We start from the raw sequence: 23,197 nt of genomic DNA on the forward strand, positions 1-23,197 counted from the left end.
GGTGCGCGCCGCGCTTCTCGGCACCACGCTCACGCTCCTCGCGGGCTGCGCCGCCGATGCCTCCTCGGCGCGCCCCGCCAACACGCCACCGCCGCCCGCGGAACCGGCGGCAGCGCCGGCGCCCGCACCGTTCGCGAGCACCTACCAACCGCGTCCCGCCGCCGACACGGCGATCGTCGGCGCCTCGATCCTGACCGGCACCGGCACCCGGATCGACAATGGCACGGTGCTGATGGCCGCAGGCAAGATCATCGCGGTCGGCGCCGATGTCGCTGTTCCCTTAGGCGCGCGCGTCATCGACGGGCGCGGCAAGTGGGTCACCCCCGGCATCATCGACGCCCATTCGCACCTCGGGGTCTTTCCGGCGCCCGGCGTCCAGGGCCATGCCGACGGCAACGAGAATATCGACCCCTATACCGCGCATGTCTGGGCCGAGCATTCGATCTGGCCGCAGGATCCCGTATTCACCAAGGCCCGCGCCGGCGGGGTCACCAGCCTGCTCATCCTGCCGGGTTCGGCCAACCTCTTCGGCGGCCGCGGCGTGAGCGTGAAGAATGTGCCCGCGGTGACCGTCCAGCAGATGAAATTCCCGGGCGCGCCCTACACGCTGAAAATGGCTTGCGGCGAGAATCCGAAAGGTCGCTACGGCAGCCGCGGCCGCGCCCCCGCCACGCGCATGGGCGAAGTCGCGGGTTTCCGCCGCGCCTGGATCGACGCCGCCGAATATGGCCGCAAGGTCGATGCCTATGAAAAGAAGCACGCGCGCGGCGAAGGCGGCGAGGCGCCCAAGCGCGACCTCGGGCTCGAAACGCTTGCGGGCGTGCTGAAGGGCGACATCCTCGTTCAGAACCATTGCTACCGCGCCGACGAAATGGCGGTGATGCTCGATGTTGGCCACGAGTTCGGCTACAAGACGCGCGCCTTTCACCATGCGGTCGAGGCTTACAAGATCGCCGACCTGCTCGTCGCCGACGATGTCTGCGTCGCGACCTGGGCGACGCGCTGGGGCTTCAAGATGGAAGCCTATGACGCGATCGAGGAAAATGCCGCGATCCTGAGCAAGGCGGGCGTCTGCGTTGCGATCCACTCGGACGAGCAGCGACTGATCCAGCGCCTCAACGTCGAAAGTGCGGTCGCGATCGCCGCCGGGCGCCGCGCGGGGATCGACATTCCGCAGGAGGAGGCGATCAAGTGGATCACCCTCAACCCCGCGAAGATCATGGGCATTGCCGACAAGACCGGCTCGCTCGAGCCGGGCAAGATGGCCGACGTCGTGCTGTGGAGCAAGAATCCGTTCAGCGTCTACGCCATCGCCGAGAAGGTCTTCATCGACGGCGCGCTCGTCCTCGACACGAGCGATCCCGCCACGCGCTACCGAAGCGATTTTGAAATCGGCCAACCGGTCGGGGAGGAATGAGATGCAACGACGGCTCCCAGTTTTCACAGGCATCGCCCTGGCCCTCGCTGCGACCGCCTCACCGGTCGCAGCGCAGACCTTCGCGATCACCAACGCGCATCTTCTGACGCCCGGCCCCGTCGGCGAGGTCCAGAATGGCACGATCCTCGTGCGCGATGGGCGCATCGCTGCCGCCGGCGCAAATGTCGCCGTCCCGTCAGGCGTGCGCACGATCGACGCCAAGGGCGCGACGGTCACTCCGGGGCTCATCGCGGTGAACACCGCGCTCGGCCTCCTCGAGGTCAGCTCGGTCGACGGTTCGGTCGACAACAAGACGCATAATTCGGGGATCAGCGCCTCGTTCGACGTCCAGTACGGGCTTAACCCGGCGTCGACGCTCATACCTATCGCGCGGCTCGGCGGCGTCACCCATGCGGTCGTGATGCCCGACTATGACGACAGCGACAAGGAACGCGAACTGCCCTTCGCGGGCAAGGCGGCGCTGATCTCGCTCGGCGAGGGCGCGGCTATCCTCCATCGACCCGGGGTCGGCATGATGCTCGAGCTTGGCGAGGATGGCGCCGCGCGCATCGGCGGCTCGCGCGCTGCCGAATTCGTGCAGCTTCGCCAGATTTTCGATCTCGCGCGTCAGGCGCCGCGCGACGAATATCCGTTCGAGCTCTCGCAGGCCGATGTCGCGGCGCTGAAGCCCGTGCTCGCTGGCACGATGCCGCTGATCGTCGTCGTCCACCGCGCCGCCGACATCCAGCAGGTGCTGAAGCTGGCGCGCGACTACAAGCTCAAGATCATCCTGTCCGGCGCCGAGGAAGCCTGGCGCGTCGCCGACGAAATCGCGGCGGCGAAGGTCCCCGTGCTCATCAATCCGACCTCGAACATCCCCGCGAACTTCGACATGCTCGGTGCCTCGCTCCAGAACGCGTCGATCCTGAAGGCAGCGGGGGTCGAGATTGCGATCGGCGGCAACGACGCCGGCCACCGCGTCCGCGAGATGCGCTATAATGCCGGCCTCGCCGTATCGCGCGGGCTGCCCTATGCCGCAGGCATCGAGGCGCTCACGCTCGCACCCGCCCGCATCTTCGGCGTCGCCGACCAGATGGGTTCGATCGCACCCGGCAAGGCAGCCGACATCGTGATCTGGGACGGCGATCCGCTCGAGCCGCTCACCCAGCCGACCGCGATCTTCATCGCGGGCAAGGAACAGCCGCTGACGTCGCGCGCGACCGAACTCGGCAAGCGCTACGCGCGCTAACGCGCCGCGCCCGTACTGAAGGTCAGGACGGGCGCGCCGTGAGCGGCAGCGCGGTGGTGAACTTGATTTCTTCCATCGAGAAGGCCGAGCTTACATCGGTGAGCCGGATCGAACGGATGATGCGCCGATAGACCGCGTCATAGGCGGCCATGTTCTCGACCCTGAGCTTGAGCAGATAGTCGACGTCGCCGGTCATGCGGTAGAATTCGACGACCTCCGGAATATCGCGGATTGCCGAATTGAGCATCTCGAGCCAGGCTTCGCTATGCTCGGAAGCGCGCAGGCTCACGAAGACCGTAAGGTCGAGACCGAGCGCACTGGCGTCGAGGATCGTGACGCGCCGCGAGATCACCCCGCTTTCCTCGAGCCGCTTGATCCGCCGCCAGCAAGCATTCTGCGACATATTGGCCTTGGCGGCGACGGCCGCGACCGAGAGCGTCGCATCCTCCTGAAGAAATCCCAGAATCCGGACGTCGGCATCGTCGAGTGAAACGCGGGTCATGGTTTTCCTCCTTCAAACGTCTTGCGCGCTAACGAAAGAAGGCGCGGGTCGCGGCGAGGCGTCATCCTCGCCGCCTCCATATCCATCGGCGCCATCACTGACGGCATCCGACGCCGGCCCCATCCGTGCGATCGCCGTCGTCGCAGCGACATCCATGGTCACATTGCCAACCGTCCGCACGAGATCGGGGATCATCTCGACCGCAATCAGCAGGGCGAGCGGCTCGATCGGAATACCCATCGCGACGCAGATTGGCGCGATCGAGGTCAGAAAGCTCACTTGTCCAGGCAGACTCACCGACCCGATCGTCGTGATCGCTGCCACCGCGGCGCCCGCCGCGATCGTGGACGGCGCGAGCGATATGCCAAGCCAGTGCGCGACATAGATGGCGACCGCGAGGTTCATCGCCGGGCTCGTAACGCGGAAGATCGCGACCGCGACCGGCAGCGATACGCGCGACACCGAGCGGTCGACCCCGAGATCGGTCGATGCCTTCAGCATCGGCGGCAAGGAGGCGAGCGACGACTGGGTGCTGAGCGCGACCGCCTGCGCGGGTGCGACCGCCTTCGCGAAGGCGAGAAGCCGCACGCGGCCACCGAATACCGCGACCGGATAGGCGAGCGCCCAGGCGGCAAGCCCGGCGCTCGACACGATCACGACATAATGGGCGAGCGCGCCGATCGCCGAGGTGCCGGCGCGCGCGCCAACCCCGAAGGCCAGCGCGAGCACGCCGATCGGCGCGAGCGCGAGCACCCAGCCGACGATGAGCAGCACCGCGCTAGCGATCGTGTCGAAGAAGGCGGTCACCGGCTCGCGCTGCACCGCGGGCAGCCGCGCCAGCGCGACCGCAAAGACCGCGGTGAAGAGGATGAGCGGAAGAAGCGCGTCGTTCGCGGCCGCGGCAAACGGATTGGTCGGTACGATCGAGCGGAGGAAGGCGGCAATCCCGACCGTTGGCGCCTCGACATGGGCCGATGTCGTAAGGCTCCCCGTGAGCGAGCGCGCGGCGTCGGCCGGCATCGGGAAGATACCGAGCAGCGCGGGAATGAGCAGCGCCGCCATCGCGGTCGAAATCCATAGCAGCGCAATGAACGTGACGACCGAGCGCATCGCGACGCGATCGCCGCGCGCGCTATCGACCGTCTTTGCGATCCCGGTGATCAGGAGCGAGACGACGAGCGGGATGATCGTCATTCTGAGTCCGTCGAGCCAGATACCGCCGATGCTGTCCGCAATCGTTACCGCATCGATGAGACCGGCGAGCCCGAGCCGCGTCCATCCCACGCCCAGCGCCAGTCCAGCGACCAGCGCCGACAAAATAAGCCAGGTTCTCGCCATGCGATCACTCCTCCTGCCTCCGATACGGGAGGCCCCTTGGCTTTGACGCGCTACGAACCGAACACCCCATCGCCCAAAGCGCGATTCCGCGAGGAAGTTTTGCGGCCCCTCGCCAAATGTTGCAGTTCCGAGGCGAATCCGGGACAGATGATTCGACCGGACCGACGTTGTTCATGTAGGATTTCGATCATTTGATCGACCAAATACCGAACTATCAGTTCAAACATCCCAACATTCGCCAAATTCCTGCCAAAGTCGGTGATGAATTCACCCTAGCACTCATGTCATAAAATGTCGCCACAAGGGGACGCACGATGACATTCAGTGCCTATGGGGCCGAGTATGAGACTGAAAACGTCACGGCCGGCGATGGCTGGCAGACGTTCGAACTTATCGCTCCACCTCCGGAAAAGCCGCCGGCCACTCCCGCTTTGCCGTCCGACAACGCCGCGCCCGATCTTGTCGAAGCTTTCTGGCCGCACCTCCCGCTACTCAGGAAATATCTCCGCCGCCGCGTCCCGGTCGCCGACCTCGACGACATTCTCCAGGACGTTCTCCTCAGCATCATTCGCCGCGCCGACGCCGCCGCGGTCGCCCATCCCAAATGTTATCTCTTCCAGGCCGCGCAGGCCGCGCTCATCGATCGCCATCGCCGCCAGACGACGCGCCGCAGCGACTGCCATTGCCAGCTCGACGAACCTGACCATCCGGTCGACGAGATGTCGCCGCTGCGCATCCTGCTTGCCAAGGATGAGGTCCGCGCTGTCGAGACCATGCTCAGCCAGCTTCCCGAGCGGACGCAGGAAATCCTCGTCGCGATCCGTGTCGAGGGGTCGAGCCTGAAGAGCCTCGCGAACCGCTACAACATCTCGACGAGCGCCATCGAAAAACATGTGACCAAGGCCGCCAAGGCGCTCTCGGTCGTCCGCCGCAGCGATCTCGTCGCGGCACATCGCAACGGCGTGTCGCCGCAGCGGCAGAAACTCCTCTCCAATTCCATCTGAGAAAGAAAATATAGATGACGCTTTGCAGTATGGTTCACGAGCAGACGCGGCTCATCCACGGCGATACCCCGTGCGACGCGCTCCAGCGGACCCCCGGTCCGCCGATCCAGCGCGGCTCGACCGTTCTTCTGCCCAGCTGTGAGGCGCTCTACGACGGCGGCAAGGTCACCTACGGCCGCGTCGGCCTCTCGACCCAGCGCACGCTGCGCGATGCCCTGCGCGATCTCGAGAATGCCGATGAAGCCTTCATCTATCCCTCGGGCCTCACCGCGATCACCGGCACGCTGCTCGCGCTGCTCTCCGCCGGCGACGAAGTTCTCGCCTGCGACACCGTCTATAATCCGACCCGGCGTTTCCTTGCCGGCACGCTCGCGCGCTACGGCGTCACCGCGCGCTACTTCGATCCCGCCGACGATGCCGAAGCCATCCGCGCGATGATAACGCCGAAGACCCGTGTGATCTTTCTCGAATCCCCCGGTTCGCTGAGCTTCGAAATGCAGGACATCCCGGCGATCGCCGCAATGGCGAAGGAAGCCGGGATCATGACCGTGATCGACAATACCTGGTCGGCCGGCGTCCTCTTCAAGCCGCTCGATCACGGCGTCGACGTGAGCATCCAGTCGCTCACCAAATATGTCTGCGGCCATTCGGACGTGTTCATGGGGCTCGCCGCGACGAAGGGCCACGCCGCCGAACTGCTCGCGGCGTCGAGCTACGAGACCGGCTGGGCGGTATCGCCCGACGACGCCTATATGGCGATCCGCGGTCTGCGGACACTCCATACCCGTCTCGCACAACATGGCGCCGCCGCGCTTCAGGTCGCCAAATGGCTCGAGGCGCAGCCCGAAGTCCATTCGGTGATGTGCCCCGCGCTGCCGAGCGATCCGGGTCATGCGATCTGGAAGCGCGATTTCACGGGCATCTGCGGCCTGATCGGCGCGGTACTCCAGCCCGCGCCCGAAACGGCTGTCGCCGCGATGGTCGAGCAGCTCAAGCTTTTCGGTCTCGGTTTCAGCTGGGGCGGCTATGAGAGCCTCGCCATTCCCGTCGACCCGCAGCTCAAGGCCCGGACCCACAAGCTCAGCTATCCCGGCCCCTTGCTAAGATTGCACATCGGGCTCGAAAGGGTGGATGACCTCATCGCGGATTTGCGGCAAGGGCTCGACACCCTTTCGCAGGACACCGCAGCGCCACCGCGCAAGTTGAGGGCCGCAGGATAAGCGCCGAAACAAGCGGAAAACAAAAAATCGCAGGTTCACCGGGGGAACGATTTTCCGTATTCAGGAGCAAGACCATGCAAAAATATACGAGACTTCTGGCGGGGGCGTCCTGCGTCGCCGCCGCCATCTCCATGCCTGCTTTCGCGCAGGATGCCCCGGTCGACGACGCCGGTGAAACGGCCTCCCAGTCCGAAATCATCGTCACCGGCACCCGCGGCCAGGCTCGCACCGTCATTTCGAGCCCGACCCCGATCGACGTGATCGGCGGCGAAGAGCTTGAAAAGCTCGGCGGCGGCATGCAGCTGCGCGACGCGCTGACGCAGCTCGTGCCGTCCTTCCAGTCGACGACCGTGGGCAGCTCGTCGTTCAACAGCCTGACGCGCCCCGCGGGCCTTCGCGGCCTTTCGGGCGTCCATGTCCTCGTGCTGGTCAACGGCAAGCGCCGTCACAACAGCTCGATCATCGACTTCAACTCGGGCGCGACGTCGCAGGGCGGCAACCCGGTCGATCTCGACCTCATTCCGTCGAGCGCAATCGAGCGTATCGAAGTGCTGCGCGACGGTGCCTCGGCACAATATGGCTCGGATGCGATCGCGGGTGTGATCAACGTCATCCTGAAGACCAATGACTCGGGCGGCAAGGCGACCCTCGAAGCCGGCCAGCGCTATGGTCGCGACGGCAGCGGCAGCGATGGCGAAACCATCTCAGGCAGCGTCTCGCACGGCTTCGCGCTCGGCGACGGCGGTTCGTTCACACTGTCGGTCGAAGGCAAGAAGGCCAATGCCGCCGTGCGCAACACCGACGTAACCGGGGCGCTTTATTTCCCGCTCGCCGGCGGTGTACCCGATCCGCGCGAACTCACCGCCAATCGCCGCACCTATCAAGGCGGCCTCCCCGACGTGAAGGACGTCAAGGTCGCGCAAACGCTCATCCTGCCGCTCGGCAACGTCACCTTCTATTCGGATGGCACCTTCGGCTATCGCGACGCGCGCGTCGGCCAGGCCGGCCGCCGCCCGAACAGCAACCAGAACATCATCCAGATCTATCCCGACGGCTTCACGCCTTACTACACGCTGCAGGAAACCGACTTCCAGTTCACCGGCGGCCTTCGCGGCGAGACTGCGGACTGGAACATCGATCTCAGCAGCACCTATGGCCGCAACTATGCCAAGAATGGCGCCGAAAATACGCTCAACGCGTCGCTCGGTCCGTCGAGCCCGACCGAGTTCAAGACCTTCAGCTCGGCGTTCGACCAGTGGACGAACAATCTCGACCTGACGCGTCGTATCGAGTTCGGCGGCGAGACGGCACTCCAGGTCTCGCTCGGCGCTGAATATCGTTACGAGAATTACGTCACCAAGCCGCTCGACGTCGACAGCTACCGGGCCGGGGGCTATTTCTATCCGACCGGCCCACTCGCCGGGCGCCCGGCACAGGTCGGCGCGCAGGGCGCGATCGTCGTCACCCCCGAGGATGCCGCGAACATCAATCGCAACATCTGGGCGGGTTATGTCGATCTCGCGCTCGACGTCAGCCCGCGTTTTCTGGTCACAGCGGCGGGCCGCTTCGAGCATTTCGACGACAGCTCGGGCAGCGTCTTCAGCGGCAAGGTGAGCGCACGCTATGAGCTGACCGACTGGCTCGCACTGCGAGGTGCGTTCAGCAACGGCTTCCGCGCCCCCTCGCTGGCGCAGCAGGACTTCGCGCAGACCTCGACGTCGATCAATCTTGTCGGCGGCGTCTATATCCCGGTGCTCACCAAGATCGTGAAGACCAACTCGGCGGTCGCGCAGGCGCTCGGCGCGCAGCCACTCAAGCCGGAGAAGTCGAAGAACTACAGCCTCGGCTTCACGCTGACGCCGGCGTCGGGTCTCTCGCTCTCGGTCGATGCCTATCAGATCGATCTTGATGACCGCATCACCCTCACCGGCCTGTTGTCGGGCACGGGGATCCGGAACATCCTGATCGCGAACGGCTTCTCGGGTGACCAGTCGGTGCGCTTCTTCACCAACGCCGTCGACACGCGCACGCGCGGCGTCGATGTCGTGGGCACCTATGCGTTCGACGTCGGCAGTGCCGGACGCCTGCGCACGAGCGTCGGCTTCAACTATAATGACACCGACATCAGGAAGATCGCAGCCAACCCGAGCGAACTCGCGGGCCTCGGCCTGACCCTGTTCGACCGGCGCACGCAGGGATGGTTCACCTCGACTCCCAAGACCAAGCTGATCCTCGGCGCCAACTTCGAATCCGGTCCCTTCACGATTAACGTCAAGGAAACGCGCTACGACAAATTCAAGTCGCTCGATAATCTCGTCGGGGGCCTTCCCGTCAACGACCAGAGCTTCGGCGCCAAGTGGATCACCGATCTCGAGGTCTCCTATGGCGTGACCGAGAAGTTACGGGTCGCAGCGGGTGCCTATAATATTTTCGACGTCTATCCCGACCGCACGACCGTCGCCAACACCATCGGGCTCGCGCCTTATGGCGCCGGGCCGTTCGGCCAATATGGCGGTTACTATTATGGCCGGATCGCACTCGATTTCTGATCCCCACCATCCTCAGGAGTCCGCATCATGCGCGATGAACTGATGCGGAACCTGTCCTGGGCCGTCCTGTCGATCGGCATTGCCGGCGGCGGGACGGCCGGGACGGCCGGCCCCGCTTTCGCTCCCGTCCAGACCGCCGATTTCGCCATTCCCGGCTCGCTCTCCAACAGCTGGGCAGATTTCGACCGTGATGGCGATCTTGACCTCGCCGTGTCGATCAAGACCGGCGAAATTCGCCTCTACCGCAATGATCGCGGAACTTTCACCAGCATCGGTGCCGCGATGGGCCTGCCCGTCTCCGGCGCCGAGATGCGCGGGCTGTCATGGGGCGACTATGACGGCGATGGTTGGTTCGATCTCTATGCCGGCGCCACCAAGGCGACCGAAGCCAACCTTCTGTTCCGCAATGAGAGCGGCCGCCGTTTCATCCGCCAGGACCTCACACCCGTCGTTCCCGGACGCTCGGCGCGGCAATCGAGCTGGGTCGATTACGACAATGACGGCGACCTGGACCTTTTCACTGCCGACCGCGCTGGCCCCAATGCGCTGTTTCGCCAGGATGCGGGCCGTTTCGTGCGCGTCGACGCCGAACAGGCAGGCGACGACGCGCGGCCGACCGTAGGTGCCTGCTGGTTCGATTACGACCGCGATGGCGATCTCGATCTCTTCCTCGCCAACCAGTCGGGCGCAACCGACGCACTGTGGCGCAACGACGGCGGTCGCTTCGTCGACGTCGCTCCCGCGCTCGGCATGGACCGCCCCGGCCGTCCGGCCGAAGATGGCAGCGTCGGCTGCGCCATCGGCGATTATGACAATGACGGCGAACTCGACCTGTTCGTCGCGAGCTACGGCGTCAATATCCTCTACCGCAACAAGGGCGGAGGCCGCTTCGAGAATGTCGCGCCGCAGCTCGGTCTCGCCGAGGATAATCATGCCGTCGGCGCCGCTTGGGGTGATTTCGACAACGATGGCTGGCTCGACCTCTTCGTTGCCGCCTACACCGGCAAATCGGGCGCGCAGCAGCCAGCGAACCGCCTCTACCGCAACCTCGGTGGCAAGGGCTTCGAGAACGTCCTACCGGCCGGCTCCGAGCTCGACGTCGCCGATCATGGCGTCCAGTGGATCGACTATGACCGCGACGGCGCGCTCGATCTTTCGGTGACGCGCGGATATACCGCGACCGGCGGCCATTTCCTCTTCCATAACGATCCGGGCAAGCAGGCGGCGCGGCGCGGCCTTTCGGTGCGCGTCCTCGACAAGGCGGGGCGTTTCACTCGCATGGGCGCCGAAGTCCGGCTCTACGACGCCGCCGGCCAGATCGTCGCGACGCGTCTGGTCTCGACCGGCGAAGGCTATAATTCGCAAGGCACCCAGCCGGTCCACTTCGGCCTCGCCTCCATGACGCCGGTGACCGTCGAAGTCACCTTCATGAACAGGGCGAGCCGCCGGACGCAGCGGATCGAGCATGTTCGCCCGGAGCGCTATGCCGGGACCGAACTCGTGATCCGTGAGCGGTAGCCCCGGCGGGCGATGCGGCTCCAATCCGGTTACCCGAATGATATCCATGAAACTGTGACCGCGTATGAACGGCCCTGCGCTGGCAAACGGCTCGAAGGTCAGCACGGCCTGCTTGTTGGCGCAGCCTTACGCCGGCCTTTGAAGCGGCTCTGCTATCGTCGCCGACGATGCCCTCCCTGGCTTTGCGCACCAAGGCAAGGTTGTTGTCGATCAGAGAGGTCGCTCTACCTGACGCGGAGACGGCATTCGCCGCGCCTAGCCTCGCCAGTGACGGCCCCGGTGATGATGATGCTGTCGCCTCTTCTGGTAGCGCCGTTCGTATTGATCGCGCCGCTCGAACCGATGAGCGTTGCCGCGATAATAGGGATCGTAGGAACGATAGCCCCGGTCGTGGCCATAAGTGGGGGCGCTGTGCCGAATGGGCCGGTAATCGCGGTCATGTCCGCGCGGAGCATCATGGCTGCCACTCCAGCCGCCACGATCACCATGATGTTGAGCCATTGCGGTGCCCGGGATCGCAAATGCGAGCAGCGCCGCCGCGAACTGCACAAATTTTCGCATGTCTGTCTCTCCTTTTACGAACCTGCAAACTCCCCCTTCGTCATTGAACGCACTGTGAATATCGCACCCGAACACGAGCCGGTGGATCACTCGGGCCAGTGCTGCGGCAGGACGAGATGCTGGAGCGGCTCGCTACCCCGTCAAGGGACACCCCGCTCCGGCTCATTGCCCCATCGCCGCGACCGCGGCCTGAACCTTGGCCTCGACCTGTTCGGGGCTCGGCTGGACGAGCATCTCGCCATTGACGAAGAAGGTCGGGGTGCCCTTGACGCCGACCGCACGCGCGTCGGCAATGTCCTGCTCCATCCAGGCCATTGCATCGGTGGTCGGCATCGCGCGCGCCTTCGCGACATTGAGGCCGGCCTTCTCGGCCGCGGCCCAGGCACCGTCCATCTTGCCGTCGTGCCAGTCGGGCTGCGCCTCGAGCAGCGCCGCCGTTACGGGCTGGAGCTTGCCCTGCACGCGCGCGGCTTCGAGGATCACGATCGCCTCGGCCGAGCCGGGATGGAGCGGCAGGTAGCGCATCACGAGACGCACATCCTTGGGATATTTGGCGACGATGCCCTTCACCGTCGGATAGAAGGCGCGGCAGGCCTCGCACGAGGGGTCGAAGAATTCGACGATGGTCACCGGCGCATTCTTTGGACCGATGATTGGAGAGTGCGGACGAATGAGGCTGTCGACCGGCCCCGCCACGACCTTCTTCGTGGGTTCGCCCTCGGCGGTTCCGCTGTAGAGCATCGCGCCGCCGGTGAAGGCGAGTGCCGAGAGGACAAGCGTGGCAACGACACCGATACGTCTGTTCATGATTTCAGTCTCCTTTGGAAGTTGAGCAAGAGGATAAGGATGAGCGCAAACGCGGCCAGCGACAGGAGGGGCAGCGGCACGCCTCCGATTGCCATGCTCTCTCCCGAGCATGACGGGCCGCCGGTACAGGGGACGATCTGGGCCGGAATGACGCCGACGTAGAGCAGGCTGTGATAGAAAGCGACGAGACCGCCGCCGAAAGCCAGCGCCAGCCCATAAGGAACGACGGCGCGGTCCGACATGAACGCCGCGATGCCGAGAATGATCGCGAGCGGAAACATGAAAGCGCGCTGGAACCAGCAGAGATCGCACGGCGCCTGGCCCATGACCTCACCGACGAAGAGGACAGCTAGGCTCGACAGGAGGGCAATTGCCCAGGCCGCGCCGAGCGGACGCCATTTGTGCGGCGCGAGCATCGGAAAGCTCGTCATCGCCGACCACCTTTGAACTTCGACTTGGGCCGCCGCGGCGGCGATTGCGGCTTGCTGTACTTGGACTTGAGGTAGCTGAGCAGGATGCCGTCGATCGATGCGAGCATCCTTTGAAAGCTCGTCTGGATGCCGGGAAGCCGGAGCCAGGCAAAAGGTCCGCGGCAGCGATAGCGATGGAGGAATTTGGTCCCTTCCGGCGTCCGGGTCAGGATATAGCTCTCCTCGAACTGGAGGATGAAGCTCGGCTTTACGTCGAGAATCAGTTCCTCGCCGGAGCGCGCGGAAAGGACCGTCGCGGAGACTTCGAGAAACTTGGGCTTGTTGGGATCCATTCGCATCGAATAGCGGATCGCGATCGGGTCCTCGGCAAGCCGCTCGATCCGGACATAGGGATTCCAGATCCGGTGGTTCTCGAAATCGCCGAGGACCGCCCATATCTGTTCCGGACTATAGGGGAGGTCATGCTCCCGCTCGAACTCCATCAACTTCACTCCTCTATCGATCGGCCGCCGGGCTTTGCCCCGCGCCGATGTCGGTGACGCCCGCAGGCGATGGGTCGGCGTGCGCGCCGCCGGTCGTGAACCAGCGGCGCAGGCGCGGGGCCATCCGGCGCTCGAAGCCCGCCGCAAGGCTGAAGGACGCCGGTACGATCAGCAGCGTCAGCATCGTCGAAAGGATGAGACCGCCGATCACCGTGACCGCCATCGGCGCGCGCCATGCACCGTCGCCGGTGAGCGACAGCGCGGTCGGGATCATGCCCGCGACCATCGCGACCGTGGTCATCAGGATCGGCTGCGCGCGCTTGTGCCCCGCGTCGACGATCGCCTCGTCGCGCGGCACGCCGGACGCCATTTCCTCGATCGCAAAATCGACGAGCAGAATGCTGTTCTTGCCGACGATACCGAGCAGCATCAGCACCCCGATGAAGACGGGGAGCGACAGCGGATAGCCGGTCAAGAGCAACGCGATCGCACCGCCGAGCGGGGCGAGCAGCAGCGAACCCATGTTGACGAAGGGCGGGATGATCTTGCGATAGAGCAGGATCAGAACGGCGAGCACGAGGAAGATGCCCGACACCACCGCGATTGCGAAGTTACGCAGCATCTCGGCCTGCCATTTGGCGCTGCCGAGCACGAGCCGCGTGACGCCGGCGGGAAGCTGCTTGAGCGCGGGCAGCGCCTCGACTTTTTCCATCGCCTGACCCGTCACCAGACCCGGGGCGAGGTCGGCCCCGATGGTGAGCTGGCGCACCTGATTGGTGCGATTGATCTGGGTCGGGCCGGCGCCAAAGCCGATCTCAGCGACGACCGAGAGCGGCACCGTTCCGCCGTTGCGGGTCGGGACCGGCATATTGCGGAGCGTATCGAGCCGCTCGCGCGCGGTTTCCGCGAGCGCGACGCGAACCGGGATTTGCCGATCGGATAGCGAGAATTTCGCGCTGTTCTGGTCAATCTCACCAAGCGTCGCGACGCGGATCGACTGGCTGAGGGCCTGTGTCGTCACCCCGAGCTGCGCGGCGAGCGCAAAGCGCGGGCGAATGACGATCTCGGGGCGCTGAAGATTGCCCTCGACGCGCGGCGAGCGGATTTCCTTCACCTTGGCCATTTCGGCAAGCAGCCGGTTGCCGACATCTTCAAGCTTCTTCGGGTCGTCGCTGCCGAGTGTGATCGAGATGTCGCGGCTGCTGCCGCCACCGCCGCCATGCTGCGACTGGAAGTTGATGCGCGCATCGGGAACCGCAGCCAGCCGCGGCGCGCGGTCCTTTTCGAACTCGGTCGAGGTGAGTTCGCGGTCCTTGCGCAATTTCAGATAGACCGTCGCCGTGCCGACATCGATCCGCGACAAGGCGGATTCGACGAGCGGGTCGCGCTTCATGAGATCGGTCACCTCGTCGGCCACTGCCTCGGTTTGTTCGAGCGTTGCACCCGGAGCGAGCTGGATTGCGACGCGGCTCGTGTCGGAATCGATCGACGGCTGGAAGGTCATCGGGAGCAGCGAGAAGCTGAAGATGGTCGCGAAGAGCGCGAGTACCCCGATACCGACGACCCAGAGCCGGTGATCCTTGATGTAGGCGAGCCATTTCCAGCGATCGCCTCGGGCGCGGGCCGCATCGGCGGCCCTGGCATCGAGGCTCCAGCGCAGCACGCGCATATAGGTGTCGATCAGCGGGCCTTCGCCATGCTTCTGCGGACCCTGCGCGGAGAGAAAATAAGCGGCGAGCATCGGCGTGATCATGCGCGCGACCGCGAGGCTCATCAGCACCGCCGCGACGACGGTCAGCCCGAAATTCTTGAAATATTGTCCGGCGACCCCCGGCATCAGCCCGACGGGCAGGAAGACCGCGACGATCGTCATGGTGGTCGCGAGCACGGCCAGGCCAATCTCGTCGGCGGCGTCGATCGAGGCCTGGTAAGCGGATTTGCCCATCCGCATGTGGCGGACGATATTCTCGATCTCGACGATCGCGTCGTCGACGAGGACGCCGGCGACAAGGCTGAGCGCGAGCAGGGTCATCATGTTGAGCGAGAAGCCCATCAGGTCCATGAAGAGGAAGGTCGGGACCGCCGAGAGCGGGATTGCGAGCGCCGAGATAAGGGTCGCGCGCCAGTCGCGCAGGAACAGGAAGACGACGATGACCGCGAGGATCGCGCCCTCGACCATCGCGTTGATCGCCGAATGATATTGGCCCTTGGTATATTCGATATCGCTGAACAGCTCGGTGAACTTGATCTTGGGGTTTTCCTTCTCGAGCTTGCGCAACTCCTCGACCGCCGCGTCATAGACGGTGACGTCGGAGGCGCCCTTCGCGCGCTCGAACCCGAAGGTCAGCACCTGCCGTCCGTCCTGCTTCGAGACCGAGCGCTGCTCGGCGTAGAGGTCCTTGACCTCGGCGATGTCCGCGAGGCGCACGGTGCGGTTGGTGCCGACCGAGATCAGGGTTTCGCCGAGCGCGTTCGCGCTACTGGCATTGCCGAGGATGCGCACCGCCTGTTCCGATCCAGCGACCTCCATCCGGCCGCCCGCGGCGTTGACGTTGAGCTGGACGAGCTGGGTGTTCACCGCGGCGGCAGTCAGGCCGTAAGCGCGCATGCGTTCGGGGTTGAGGATGACGCGGATTTCGCGGCTGACGCCGCCCCGTCGATAGGCGTCGCCCATGCCGGGGACGGCAATCAGCCGCTTGGCGACGACATTATCGACATACCAGCTCAATTCCTCGAGCGTCATGTCGGTGGCCGAAGCCGACCAATAAGCCAGCGTATTGCCCGAGGTCGACAGGCGGATGACCTGCGGTTCGAGGATGCCGTTCGGCAGGTTGCTCCTTATCTGGGTGATCTTGTCGCGGATATCGGTGACCGCCCGGTCGATCGGCGTCCCGATCGCGAACTGGACGAAGGTCTGCGACTGGCCCTCGGTGACGGTCGAGTTGAGCTCGTCGATCCCCTCGATCGTGCGCACCGCCGCTTCGACGCGCTGGGTGACCTGCGTTTCGAGTTCGGTGGGTGCGGCGCCCGGCTGCGCGATGATGACGATCGCGCCCGGAAAATCGATGTCGGGATCGCTTTGGACCCCCATCATGAGGAAGGAGACGATCCCCGCGACCGTCAGGCCGAAGAACATGACGAGCGGCGGGATCGGGTTCCGGATGGACCAGGCCGAGATATTCTTGAAGTTCATCCGCTCTCCCCTTTCCGGTCTCGCCTCGCCGCCGCGTTGGCCTCTCAGGCCGCGCTGCGGTCGCGATAGGCGAGGAGCCGTAGCGCGTTGGCGACCACGACCAGTGTCGAGCCCTCATGCGCGGCCACCGCGGGGCCGATGCCCAGCCCGAGGATGGTTGCCGGCACGAGCACGACCACGACGCCGAGGCTCACTACGAGATTCTGGCGGATGATCCGCCGCGTCTGCCGGCTGAGCCCGATGGCGAAGGGCAGATGGGCAAGATCGTCGGCCATGAGCGCGACATCGGCGGTTTCGAGGGCGACGTCCGACCCAGCGGCGCCCATGGCGATGCCGACGGTTGCGCTCGCCATCGCGGGCGCGTCATTGACCCCGTCGCCCACCATGGCCACCGGCTGCTCGGCCTTGAGATCGCGAATGGCGTCGACCTTCTGATCGGGCATCAGGTCGCCCCAGGCCTCGTCGATCCCGACTTCGGCGGCGATCGACTCGGCGACCTTCTGGTGATCGCCCGAGATCATGATCATACGTCTGATCCCGAGCTCGCGGAGCCTAGCGATCGCCGTGCGCGCCGCTTCGCGCGGCGTGTCCATCAGACCGATCGCGCCCAGATCGCGGTCGCCCATACGGACCATCATCGTCGTGCGGCCCTGTTCGCGAAGGCCGGCAATCGCCGTCGCCACTTCGTCGCCGATCGGCGCGATGCCGTCGGTCCCGAACATCTCCACCTTTCCGATCTGGACAGTCTCGCCTTCGACCTTCGCGGTAACGCCGCGCCCCGTGAGGCTGTTGAGGTCGTCCGCCACCGGCACGCGCGCCGAGGTCAGCATGGCCTCGCCATCGCGCGCGATCGCGGCGGCAAGCGGATGGTCGCTGAGCCGCTCGACCGCGACGGCGATGCGAAGCAACTCTTCCTTGGGCACGCCGGTAGCGGGCACGACATCGGTGATGCGCGGCTTGCCCTCGGTCAATGTACCCGTCTTGTCGAAGGCGAGCGCGGTCAGCGATCCCAGATTCTCGAGAGGCCCGCCGCCTTTCACGAGCACCCCGCCGCGCGCGGCGCGCGCGACGCCCGAAAGCACAGCGCTCGGCGTCGCGATCGCGAGCGCGCATGGGCTTGCCGCGACGAGGACCGCCATTGCGCGGTAGAAGCTGTCGCGGAAAGGCTCATCGACGACGACCCAGGCGAAGAGCAGGACGAACACGAGGGCGAGCACGCTCGGCACGAAAATGCGCTCGAACTTGTCGGTGAAGCGCTGGGTCGGCGACTTCTGCGTTTCCGCCTCGCTCACCATCTTGACGACCTTGGCGAGCGTGGTGTCGGCGGCAAGCCGCGTGACCGCGATCTCGATCGCGCCATAGCCGTTGATGGTGCCCGCAAAGACACGATATTTCGCATCGAGCCCATCGGGCTTGGCGGCGGCCAGCACCCGGTCCGCCACCGGTTCCTTGTCGACGGGCACGCTTTCGCCGGTGACGGGCGCCTGATTGACCGCGGTGCGGCCCACTGTCACGAATCCGTCGGCCGGGAGCCGCTCGTTGGGCTTGACGACGACGGTGTCGCCGATCTGCAGCAGTTCGACCGACACTTCGCGCGTGCTGCCGTCGGCGCTCTTTACGATCGCGGTCTGCGGCGCGAGTTCGGCGAGCGCCTCGATAGCGCGCTTGGCTCGTCCCATGGCATAATGTTCGAGGGCGTGACCAAGGCTGAAGAGGAAGAGCAGCAGCGCGCCTTCGGCCCATGCCCCTAGCGCCGCCGCGCCCGCTGCGGCAACGAGCATGAGCGTGTCGATCTCGAAGCGCTTGAGCCTCAGATTTTCGATCGCTTCGCGGACGGTGAACCAGCAGCCGAAGCCATAGGCCGCGAGATAGAAGCCGAAGCTGACCCATTCGGGAGCGACGCCCGATTTCTCGATGGCGAAGCCGATGCCGAGGACGAGGCCGCAGAGGAGCGCAAAGATCAGCTCGGTGCGCTCACCGAATATTCCGCCATGATCATGACCATGATCATGATCATCCGATCCCTTGTGGCCATGTTTATGGTCCGGCCCATGGGCATGATCGGGGCCGTGATCATGGCCATCGTCACCATGGATGTGGCCTTCTTGGGCCGGGACAGCCGCGGCGACGGCGGCCGATTTCCGGGTAACGCCCATATCCAAAAGTATCTTTCTGATCGTCTCGATGGAGGTTTCCGAGCGCTCGAACTCGGCGCGCAACGTCCCCGCCGCGCCGACTTCGGCCTCGATCACGCCGGGAATTTCGCGAAGGCGCAGCCCGATCGTCCGCGCACGCCGGGCGTGGCCGACACCTTCGAGATCGTTCCAGAAGAGATGCTGATATCGACCGGTGAGTACGGCGCCGGCGCTGCGCGCCAGCTGGCGCACCCGTTCGAGCGGGAGTATGTCCGGCCGATAGTGAATGCAGAGCTGCGGCGGCGAACCGTCGCTTGAGCGAACAACATGGACCTTGTCGACGCCGTCACGTCCTTCGAGTTCGCTCGTGAGGCGCGCGACGCAGCGGTCGGCGGTATCGGCGACCTCGGGAAGGAGAAGCGGAATATCGAGCCGCAACTGGTCACTCATGATGCCATCCTTTTCTCTTGGCGATCGGCATTGCGATCGGGGCGCATGTTAAACGCACGGCAGGATGAGGTGCGGGAGCCTCTGCGGGATGCGACCCGGCTCCCGCACCTCCCTTACCGCCGGAGATCCCTGCCCGTGGTGAGGGGGGCGAATGAGAGGGGCCTCCGACGGCCAGGTTTCGAAACTAAAATCATGCGCGCCGTCCGCTCGGCCGCGCGTAGCGGGACTGGACGGTGGTGCGGCGGAAATGCTTTTCGAGCGCTGCGTTCGAGCGGCGCAGGAAAACCGAGCAGGCACGGCGCAGAAAGGGATAGCCGAGCCAGGAGAAGAACCCGCGGCAGTCGAGCCGGTGGGTCACCTCGACACCCTGACCGAGCTTTTCGAGCCGGTAGCTTTCCTCGATGACGAGCAGACCGCGCAGGCCCGTCCGCCATGAAAAACCCGAGAGCCAGTCGAGACCGGTGATCCGGCCCTCGGCCGACAGCTCGGGGCCTCGCGGCCCGCGCGGGGAGTAGACATAGTCCAGTCGCTCTTCATCACCGGGGCGATCGGTGAAGCGGAGCGTCGGATGCCAGTCACCGTACCGCTCGATGTCGACGATCAGCCGCCATACCCGCCCGATCGGGACCGGCAGGCGGAGCGAGGAGCCTACCGAAAACATCGGCCGCCCCCTCGCTCCGGCAAGCTGGTCCGCGACGCAGGCCGGGGACCTGCGCCGCGGTGGAAACCGGCAATTTGCCGGTCAGCTCTGGACATCGGGAGGCTCCGCGGCGGATTTCCCGCCGAGGATGTCGACCGCTTCGAGCGTGATTAGCCCGACGTCCGGTATTTCGGTCAGCTGCGCCGCAAAGTCGCGGAGCCGCTGCTCCTCGTCGATGATCTCGATCACGACCGCCCGGTCATTCTCCAGCGCATGCTTGCGATGGAGATGCGCCGAGCGTCCGAAACCGAGGACCGCTTCGAGGACGGTCACCCCCGCCAGCTTTTGCTGGCGGGCGAGTTCGGCAATGAACTCGAAGACACGTTGATCGCCGAAGAAGGCAGACTCGTCGGTATAGACGCGCAAGAGCTTGGACGCTTTTTGCATGATCCTCTCCTATTCAGTGACCGGCGTGCCGGCCGGTTCGGATTTGCGTTTCATGAAACCGGGCTGCCAGTTCGACCCGAGTACGACCTTGGCGATCGCGGGCAGGACGAGAAGCGTCAGGATAGTCGCCGCGATGAGGCCGCCGATGACGGTGGTCGCGAGCGGCTTCTGCACTTCGGCGCCGGTTCCGGTCGCGATCGCCATCGGCACGAAGCCGATCGCGGGCACGAAACCAGTCATGATCACCGCGCGCATCTTCTCGGTCATGCCCTCGCGGATCGCCTCCACTAGCGGTACATCATTCTCGAGCCGCTCGCGGATCGCCGTCATGACGACGAGACCGTTGAGAACCGCAACGCCGGCAAGGCAGATGAAGCCCACCGCCGCCGATACCGAGAAGTTGATGCCCGTCAGCGCGAGAGTGAACACCCCGCCCGCGAGGCCGAGCGGCACCGCAAGGAACACGGCGGTCGCGCGCCCGAAGGTGCCGAGCGCCATGTAGAGCAGAATGAAAATGCCCGCGAAGCAGAGCGGCACCACGATCGAGAGCCGCTTCGACGCAGCCTGGAGGCTTTCGAACTGGCCGCCCCATTCGAGGTAATAGCCCGCCGGAAGCTTCACATTGGCGATCTTCGCCTGCGCCTCGGCCACGAAGGAGCCTGCATCGCGGCCTTCGAGGTTGACCTGCACGACGACGCGCCGCTTGCCATTTTCGCGACTGATCTGGTTGAGCCCTTCGGTCAGCCGGATCTGCGCGACCTGCGCCAGCGGCACCTGCCCGCGGGTGCCGCCTTCCGAGGGAAGGAGAACGGGCAGCGCGCGGATGTCGTCGAGATTGACGCGGGTCGCTTCGGGGACACGTACGGTGATGTCGAACCCGCGATCGCCTTCGTAAAGGAGACCCGATTCGCGCCCGCCGAGCGCCGCCGACACCGTGTCTGCGACTTCCTGGACCGACAGGCCGTAGCGCGCGATCGCATTGCGATCGAGCTGCACGTCCAGCATGGGAGCGCCGCCAACCTGGTCGGCCTTGACGCTGCCCGCACCCGGGATGCCCTGCAGCACACGCACCATCTCGTTGGCGGCGAGCGACATCTTGTCGAGGTCGTCGCCGTAGAGCTTGATGGCGACGTCGCCGCGGACACCCGCGATCAGTTCGTTGAAGCGAAGCTCGATCGGCTGGCTGACCTCGTAAAGCTGTCCGAGCTGGCCGCCAGCGGCTTTCTCGATGCGCTCGACGACATCGGCCTTCGAATTCACCCCCGCGGGCCATTCGTCCTGCGGCTTCAGGATAACAAAGCCATCGGAAATGTTCGGTGGCATCGGGTCAGTGGCGACCTCGGCTGTGCCCGTCTTCGAGAACATCAGCTCGACCTCGGGCAGTTTCGAGATGGCCGTCTCGACGTTGAGCTGCATCGCAAGCGACTGTTCAAGGCTGACCGACGGCACGCGCGTCGAGGCGAGCGCCATATTCTTCTCGTCGAGCTGCGGAATGAATTCCGAGCCGAGCAGCCCGAAGGCGGGGATCGCGAGCAGGAAGAAGGCGAAGCCGCCCGCGATGAACGCCCACGGCTTCGCGATCGCCTTGTCGAGCAACGGCAGATAGCGTTCCTTCGACTTGCGGATCGCCCAGACTTCCTTCTCGGCAACCTTGCCGCGGATCATCAGCGCAACAAGCGCCGGGACCAGCGTGATCGCGAGAATGAAGGCCGCAACGAGCGCGAGCATGATGGTGATGGCCATCGGCGAGAAGGTCTTGCCCTCGACGCCCGTGAACATCAGCAGCGGCGCGAAGGCGAGCAGAATGATCGCCTGCCCGAAGACGGTCGGTTTAATCATCTCCTGGCTGGCGCGCATCGTCTCCTCGAGACGTTCGCGCAGATTGAGCAATCTCCCTTCATGTTCCTGCCGGTGCGCCAATCTGGCGAGGCAGTTCTCGATGATGATCACCGCACCGTCGACGATCAGACCGAAGTCAAGCGCGCCGAGGCTCATCAGGTTACCGGGCACCCGGAACGCATTCATGCCCATCGCCATCATCAGGAAGGAAAAGGGGATGACGAGCACCGCGATGATCGCGGCGCGCCAGTTGCCGAGCAGGAAGAAGAGCGCCGCCGCCACGAGCAGCGCGCCTTCGGTGAGGTTCTTTTCAACCGTGCCGACCGTCGCGTTCACGAGCTTGGCGCGGTCTAGCACCACCTTCACTTCGACGCCCGGCGGCAGGGTCTTCGACACCTGCGCGATCTTCGCCGAGACATCCTCCGCAACAGTGCGGCTGTTCTGCCCTATCAGCATGAGCACGGTGCCGATGACCGCCTCCTTGCCGTTCATGCTGCCCGCACCGGTGCGAAGGTCGCCGCCGATCTTCACATTGGCAAGCTGTCCGACGGTGACCGGAACCCCGCCACGCGCCGCGACGACGGCGTTGCGGATTTCGTCGACCGAGCGCACGCGCGCATCGACGCGCACGAGATAGGCCTCGCCGGCCCGGTTGTAGTAGTTGGCACCGACCGCGAGGTTGGCGCGTTCAAGGGCTTCGCCCAGTTCGCTATAGGAAATGCCGTAGCTGGTGAGGCGGGTCGGATCGGGTTCGACGACGAAAGTCTTGGCATAGCCGCCGATCGAGTCGACGCCGGCGACGCCACCGACCGACTTGAGCTGCGGGCTGACGATCCAGTCCTGTACCGTGCGAAGGTAGCCCGATTTGGCAACTTCGTCGGTGAGGATATCGCCCTCGGGGGTCAGATAACTGCCGTCGGGTTGCCAGCCTGGTTGGCCCGCAACCTTCTTGGCGCCCTTCCCGTCGGGATTTTTATAGCCAACGGTGTACATGACGACCTCGCCGAGACCCGTTGTCACGGGACCGATCTGCGGCTGCGCTCCATCGGGAAGATTTTCGCCCGCCTGGAGAAGCCGTTCGCCCACCTGCTGGCGGGCGAAATAGAGGTCGGTTTCATCGGTGAAGATTGCCGTCACCTGGCTGAAGCCGTTGCGCGAGATCGAGCGTGTCGTCTCAAGCCCAGGTATGCCGGCCAGCGAAATCTCGATCGGATAGGTGACGAGCTTCTCGATTTCGACAGGCGAGAGACGCGGGTCGATCGTGTTGATTTGCACCTGCTTGTTGGTGATGTCGGGAACCGCGTCGATCGGCAGCTTGGTAAGCTGCCACACGCCGAGCCCCGCTATCACGAGGAAGAGGAAAAGTACCGCCCAGCGCGCGCGGACGGATAGCGCCATCAGTTTCGCGATCACGG

The 23,197-nt window shown here is 65.0% G+C and carries 17 protein-coding genes; 6 read left to right on the forward strand and 11 right to left on the reverse strand.

From position 1 onward, the window contains the following. Position 1: 1 nt before the first annotated feature. Complete coding sequence (locus tag OVY29_RS14745; RefSeq protein ID WP_058818306.1) at positions 2 to 1,417, forward strand: amidohydrolase; 1,416 nt, start codon at positions 2 to 4, stop codon at positions 1,415 to 1,417. Position 1,418: 1 nt separating this feature from the next. Next, complete coding sequence (locus OVY29_RS14750; RefSeq protein WP_313911631.1) at positions 1,419 to 2,666, forward strand: amidohydrolase family protein; 1,248 nt, start codon at positions 1,419 to 1,421, stop codon at positions 2,664 to 2,666. A gap of 22 nt (positions 2,667 to 2,688) precedes the next feature. Here OVY29_RS14750 and OVY29_RS14755 read toward each other — a convergent pair whose 3' ends face one another. Next, positions 2,689 to 3,168 (reverse strand): Lrp/AsnC family transcriptional regulator, encoded by a 480-nt coding sequence (locus OVY29_RS14755; protein ID WP_037512420.1) that lies wholly within the window; start codon positions 3,166 to 3,168, stop codon positions 2,689 to 2,691. A 12-nt stretch (positions 3,169 to 3,180) separates the two neighbouring features. Next, positions 3,181 to 4,506, reverse strand: coding sequence for a dicarboxylate/amino acid:cation symporter (locus OVY29_RS14760; RefSeq protein ID WP_082660530.1), 1,326 nt, complete (start codon positions 4,504 to 4,506; stop codon positions 3,181 to 3,183). A 314-nt stretch (positions 4,507 to 4,820) separates the two neighbouring features. Between OVY29_RS14760 and OVY29_RS14765 the strand changes: the two genes are divergently transcribed. The 4 genes from OVY29_RS14765 (at position 4,821) to OVY29_RS14780 (ending at position 10,797) form a co-directional block, all read left to right on the forward strand. Continuing rightward, positions 4,821 to 5,510 carry an RNA polymerase sigma factor gene (locus tag OVY29_RS14765; protein WP_053555670.1) on the forward strand — a complete coding sequence of 230 codons (690 nt, stop codon included), beginning with the start codon at positions 4,821 to 4,823 and terminating at the stop codon, positions 5,508 to 5,510. Between the two features lie 14 nt (positions 5,511 to 5,524). After that, positions 5,525 to 6,730 carry a cystathionine beta-lyase gene (gene metC / locus OVY29_RS14770; protein ID WP_310256014.1) on the forward strand — a complete coding sequence of 402 codons (1,206 nt, stop codon included), beginning with the start codon at positions 5,525 to 5,527 and terminating at the stop codon, positions 6,728 to 6,730. A 74-nt stretch (positions 6,731 to 6,804) separates the two neighbouring features. After that, the gene (locus tag OVY29_RS14775) at positions 6,805 to 9,279 is read left to right on the forward strand and encodes a TonB-dependent receptor plug domain-containing protein (RefSeq protein WP_294048577.1); all 2,475 of its coding nucleotides are present in this window, start codon (positions 6,805 to 6,807) and stop codon (positions 9,277 to 9,279) included. 27 nt (positions 9,280 to 9,306) lie between these two features. Further along, the gene (locus tag OVY29_RS14780; protein ID WP_313911633.1) at positions 9,307 to 10,797 is read left to right on the forward strand and encodes a VCBS repeat-containing protein; all 1,491 of its coding nucleotides are present in this window, start codon (positions 9,307 to 9,309) and stop codon (positions 10,795 to 10,797) included. A gap of 255 nt (positions 10,798 to 11,052) precedes the next feature. Here OVY29_RS14780 and OVY29_RS14785 read toward each other — a convergent pair whose 3' ends face one another. From OVY29_RS14785 to OVY29_RS14825, 9 genes are all read right to left on the reverse strand, one after another. Next, positions 11,053 to 11,358, reverse strand: coding sequence for a hypothetical protein (locus tag OVY29_RS14785; protein WP_137890099.1), 306 nt, complete (start codon positions 11,356 to 11,358; stop codon positions 11,053 to 11,055). 162 nt (positions 11,359 to 11,520) lie between these two features. After that, the gene (locus OVY29_RS14790; protein ID WP_053555674.1) at positions 11,521 to 12,165 is read right to left on the reverse strand and encodes a DsbA family protein; all 645 of its coding nucleotides are present in this window, start codon (positions 12,163 to 12,165) and stop codon (positions 11,521 to 11,523) included. Continuing rightward, entirely contained in the window at positions 12,162 to 12,581 is a 420-nt protein-coding gene (locus OVY29_RS14795; RefSeq protein WP_137890200.1) for a disulfide bond formation protein B, read from the reverse strand. The genes OVY29_RS14790 and OVY29_RS14795 overlap by 4 nt, the downstream gene beginning before the upstream one ends. Positions 12,582 to 12,592: 11 nt before the next feature. Continuing rightward, positions 12,593 to 13,078: an SRPBCC family protein gene (locus OVY29_RS14800; protein WP_053555675.1), complete on the reverse strand. Its 486-nt coding sequence runs from the start codon at positions 13,076 to 13,078 to the stop codon at positions 12,593 to 12,595. A gap of 13 nt (positions 13,079 to 13,091) precedes the next feature. Next, positions 13,092 to 16,271 carry an efflux RND transporter permease subunit gene (locus tag OVY29_RS14805; protein WP_053555676.1) on the reverse strand — a complete coding sequence of 1,060 codons (3,180 nt, stop codon included), beginning with the start codon at positions 16,269 to 16,271 and terminating at the stop codon, positions 13,092 to 13,094. A gap of 44 nt (positions 16,272 to 16,315) precedes the next feature. Beyond that, a complete protein-coding gene (locus OVY29_RS14810) occupies positions 16,316 to 18,856 on the reverse strand; it encodes a heavy metal translocating P-type ATPase (RefSeq protein ID WP_313911634.1) in 2,541 nt (846 codons plus the stop codon). Positions 18,857 to 19,046: 190 nt separating this feature from the next. Beyond that, positions 19,047 to 19,517 (reverse strand): SRPBCC family protein, encoded by a 471-nt coding sequence (locus OVY29_RS14815; RefSeq protein WP_053555678.1) that lies wholly within the window; start codon positions 19,515 to 19,517, stop codon positions 19,047 to 19,049. An 81-nt stretch (positions 19,518 to 19,598) separates the two neighbouring features. Beyond that, positions 19,599 to 19,943: a DUF190 domain-containing protein gene (locus OVY29_RS14820; protein ID WP_053555679.1), complete on the reverse strand. Its 345-nt coding sequence runs from the start codon at positions 19,941 to 19,943 to the stop codon at positions 19,599 to 19,601. 9 nt (positions 19,944 to 19,952) lie between these two features. Further along, entirely contained in the window at positions 19,953 to 23,195 is a 3,243-nt protein-coding gene (locus OVY29_RS14825; RefSeq protein WP_313911635.1) for a CusA/CzcA family heavy metal efflux RND transporter, read from the reverse strand. Positions 23,196 to 23,197: the final 2 nt, after the last annotated feature.

This window comes from Sphingopyxis sp. SE2 (genome assembly GCF_032227185.1).
In the GTDB taxonomy this organism is placed as follows: Bacteria; Pseudomonadota; Alphaproteobacteria; order Sphingomonadales; family Sphingomonadaceae; genus Sphingopyxis.

Bases quoted from the DNA above. Each gene is read 5' to 3' on its own strand.
- OVY29_RS14800 (WP_053555675.1), bottom strand. From the start codon at position 13,078: ATGGAGTTCGAGCGGGAGCATGACCTCCCCTATAGTCCGGAACAGATA.
- metC (WP_310256014.1), top strand. From the start codon at position 5,525: ATGACGCTTTGCAGTATGGTTCACGAGCAGACGCGGCTCATCCACGGC.
- OVY29_RS14790 (WP_053555674.1), bottom strand. From the start codon at position 12,165: ATGAACAGACGTATCGGTGTCGTTGCCACGCTTGTCCTCTCGGCACTC.
- OVY29_RS14805 (WP_053555676.1), bottom strand. From the start codon at position 16,271: ATGAACTTCAAGAATATCTCGGCCTGGTCCATCCGGAACCCGATCCCG.
- OVY29_RS14820 (WP_053555679.1), bottom strand. From the start codon at position 19,943: ATGCAAAAAGCGTCCAAGCTCTTGCGCGTCTATACCGACGAGTCTGCC.
- OVY29_RS14775 (WP_294048577.1), top strand. From the start codon at position 6,805: ATGCAAAAATATACGAGACTTCTGGCGGGGGCGTCCTGCGTCGCCGCC.
- OVY29_RS14780 (WP_313911633.1), top strand. From the start codon at position 9,307: ATGCGCGATGAACTGATGCGGAACCTGTCCTGGGCCGTCCTGTCGATC.
- OVY29_RS14750 (WP_313911631.1), top strand. From the start codon at position 1,419: ATGCAACGACGGCTCCCAGTTTTCACAGGCATCGCCCTGGCCCTCGCT.
- OVY29_RS14765 (WP_053555670.1), top strand. From the start codon at position 4,821: ATGACATTCAGTGCCTATGGGGCCGAGTATGAGACTGAAAACGTCACG.
- OVY29_RS14760 (WP_082660530.1), bottom strand. From the start codon at position 4,506: ATGGCGAGAACCTGGCTTATTTTGTCGGCGCTGGTCGCTGGACTGGCG.
- OVY29_RS14815 (WP_053555678.1), bottom strand. From the start codon at position 19,517: ATGTTTTCGGTAGGCTCCTCGCTCCGCCTGCCGGTCCCGATCGGGCGG.
- OVY29_RS14755 (WP_037512420.1), bottom strand. From the start codon at position 3,168: ATGACCCGCGTTTCACTCGACGATGCCGACGTCCGGATTCTGGGATTT.
- OVY29_RS14795 (WP_137890200.1), bottom strand. From the start codon at position 12,581: ATGCTCGCGCCGCACAAATGGCGTCCGCTCGGCGCGGCCTGGGCAATT.
- OVY29_RS14810 (WP_313911634.1), bottom strand. From the start codon at position 18,856: ATGAGTGACCAGTTGCGGCTCGATATTCCGCTTCTCCTTCCCGAGGTC.
- OVY29_RS14785 (WP_137890099.1), bottom strand. From the start codon at position 11,358: ATGCGAAAATTTGTGCAGTTCGCGGCGGCGCTGCTCGCATTTGCGATC.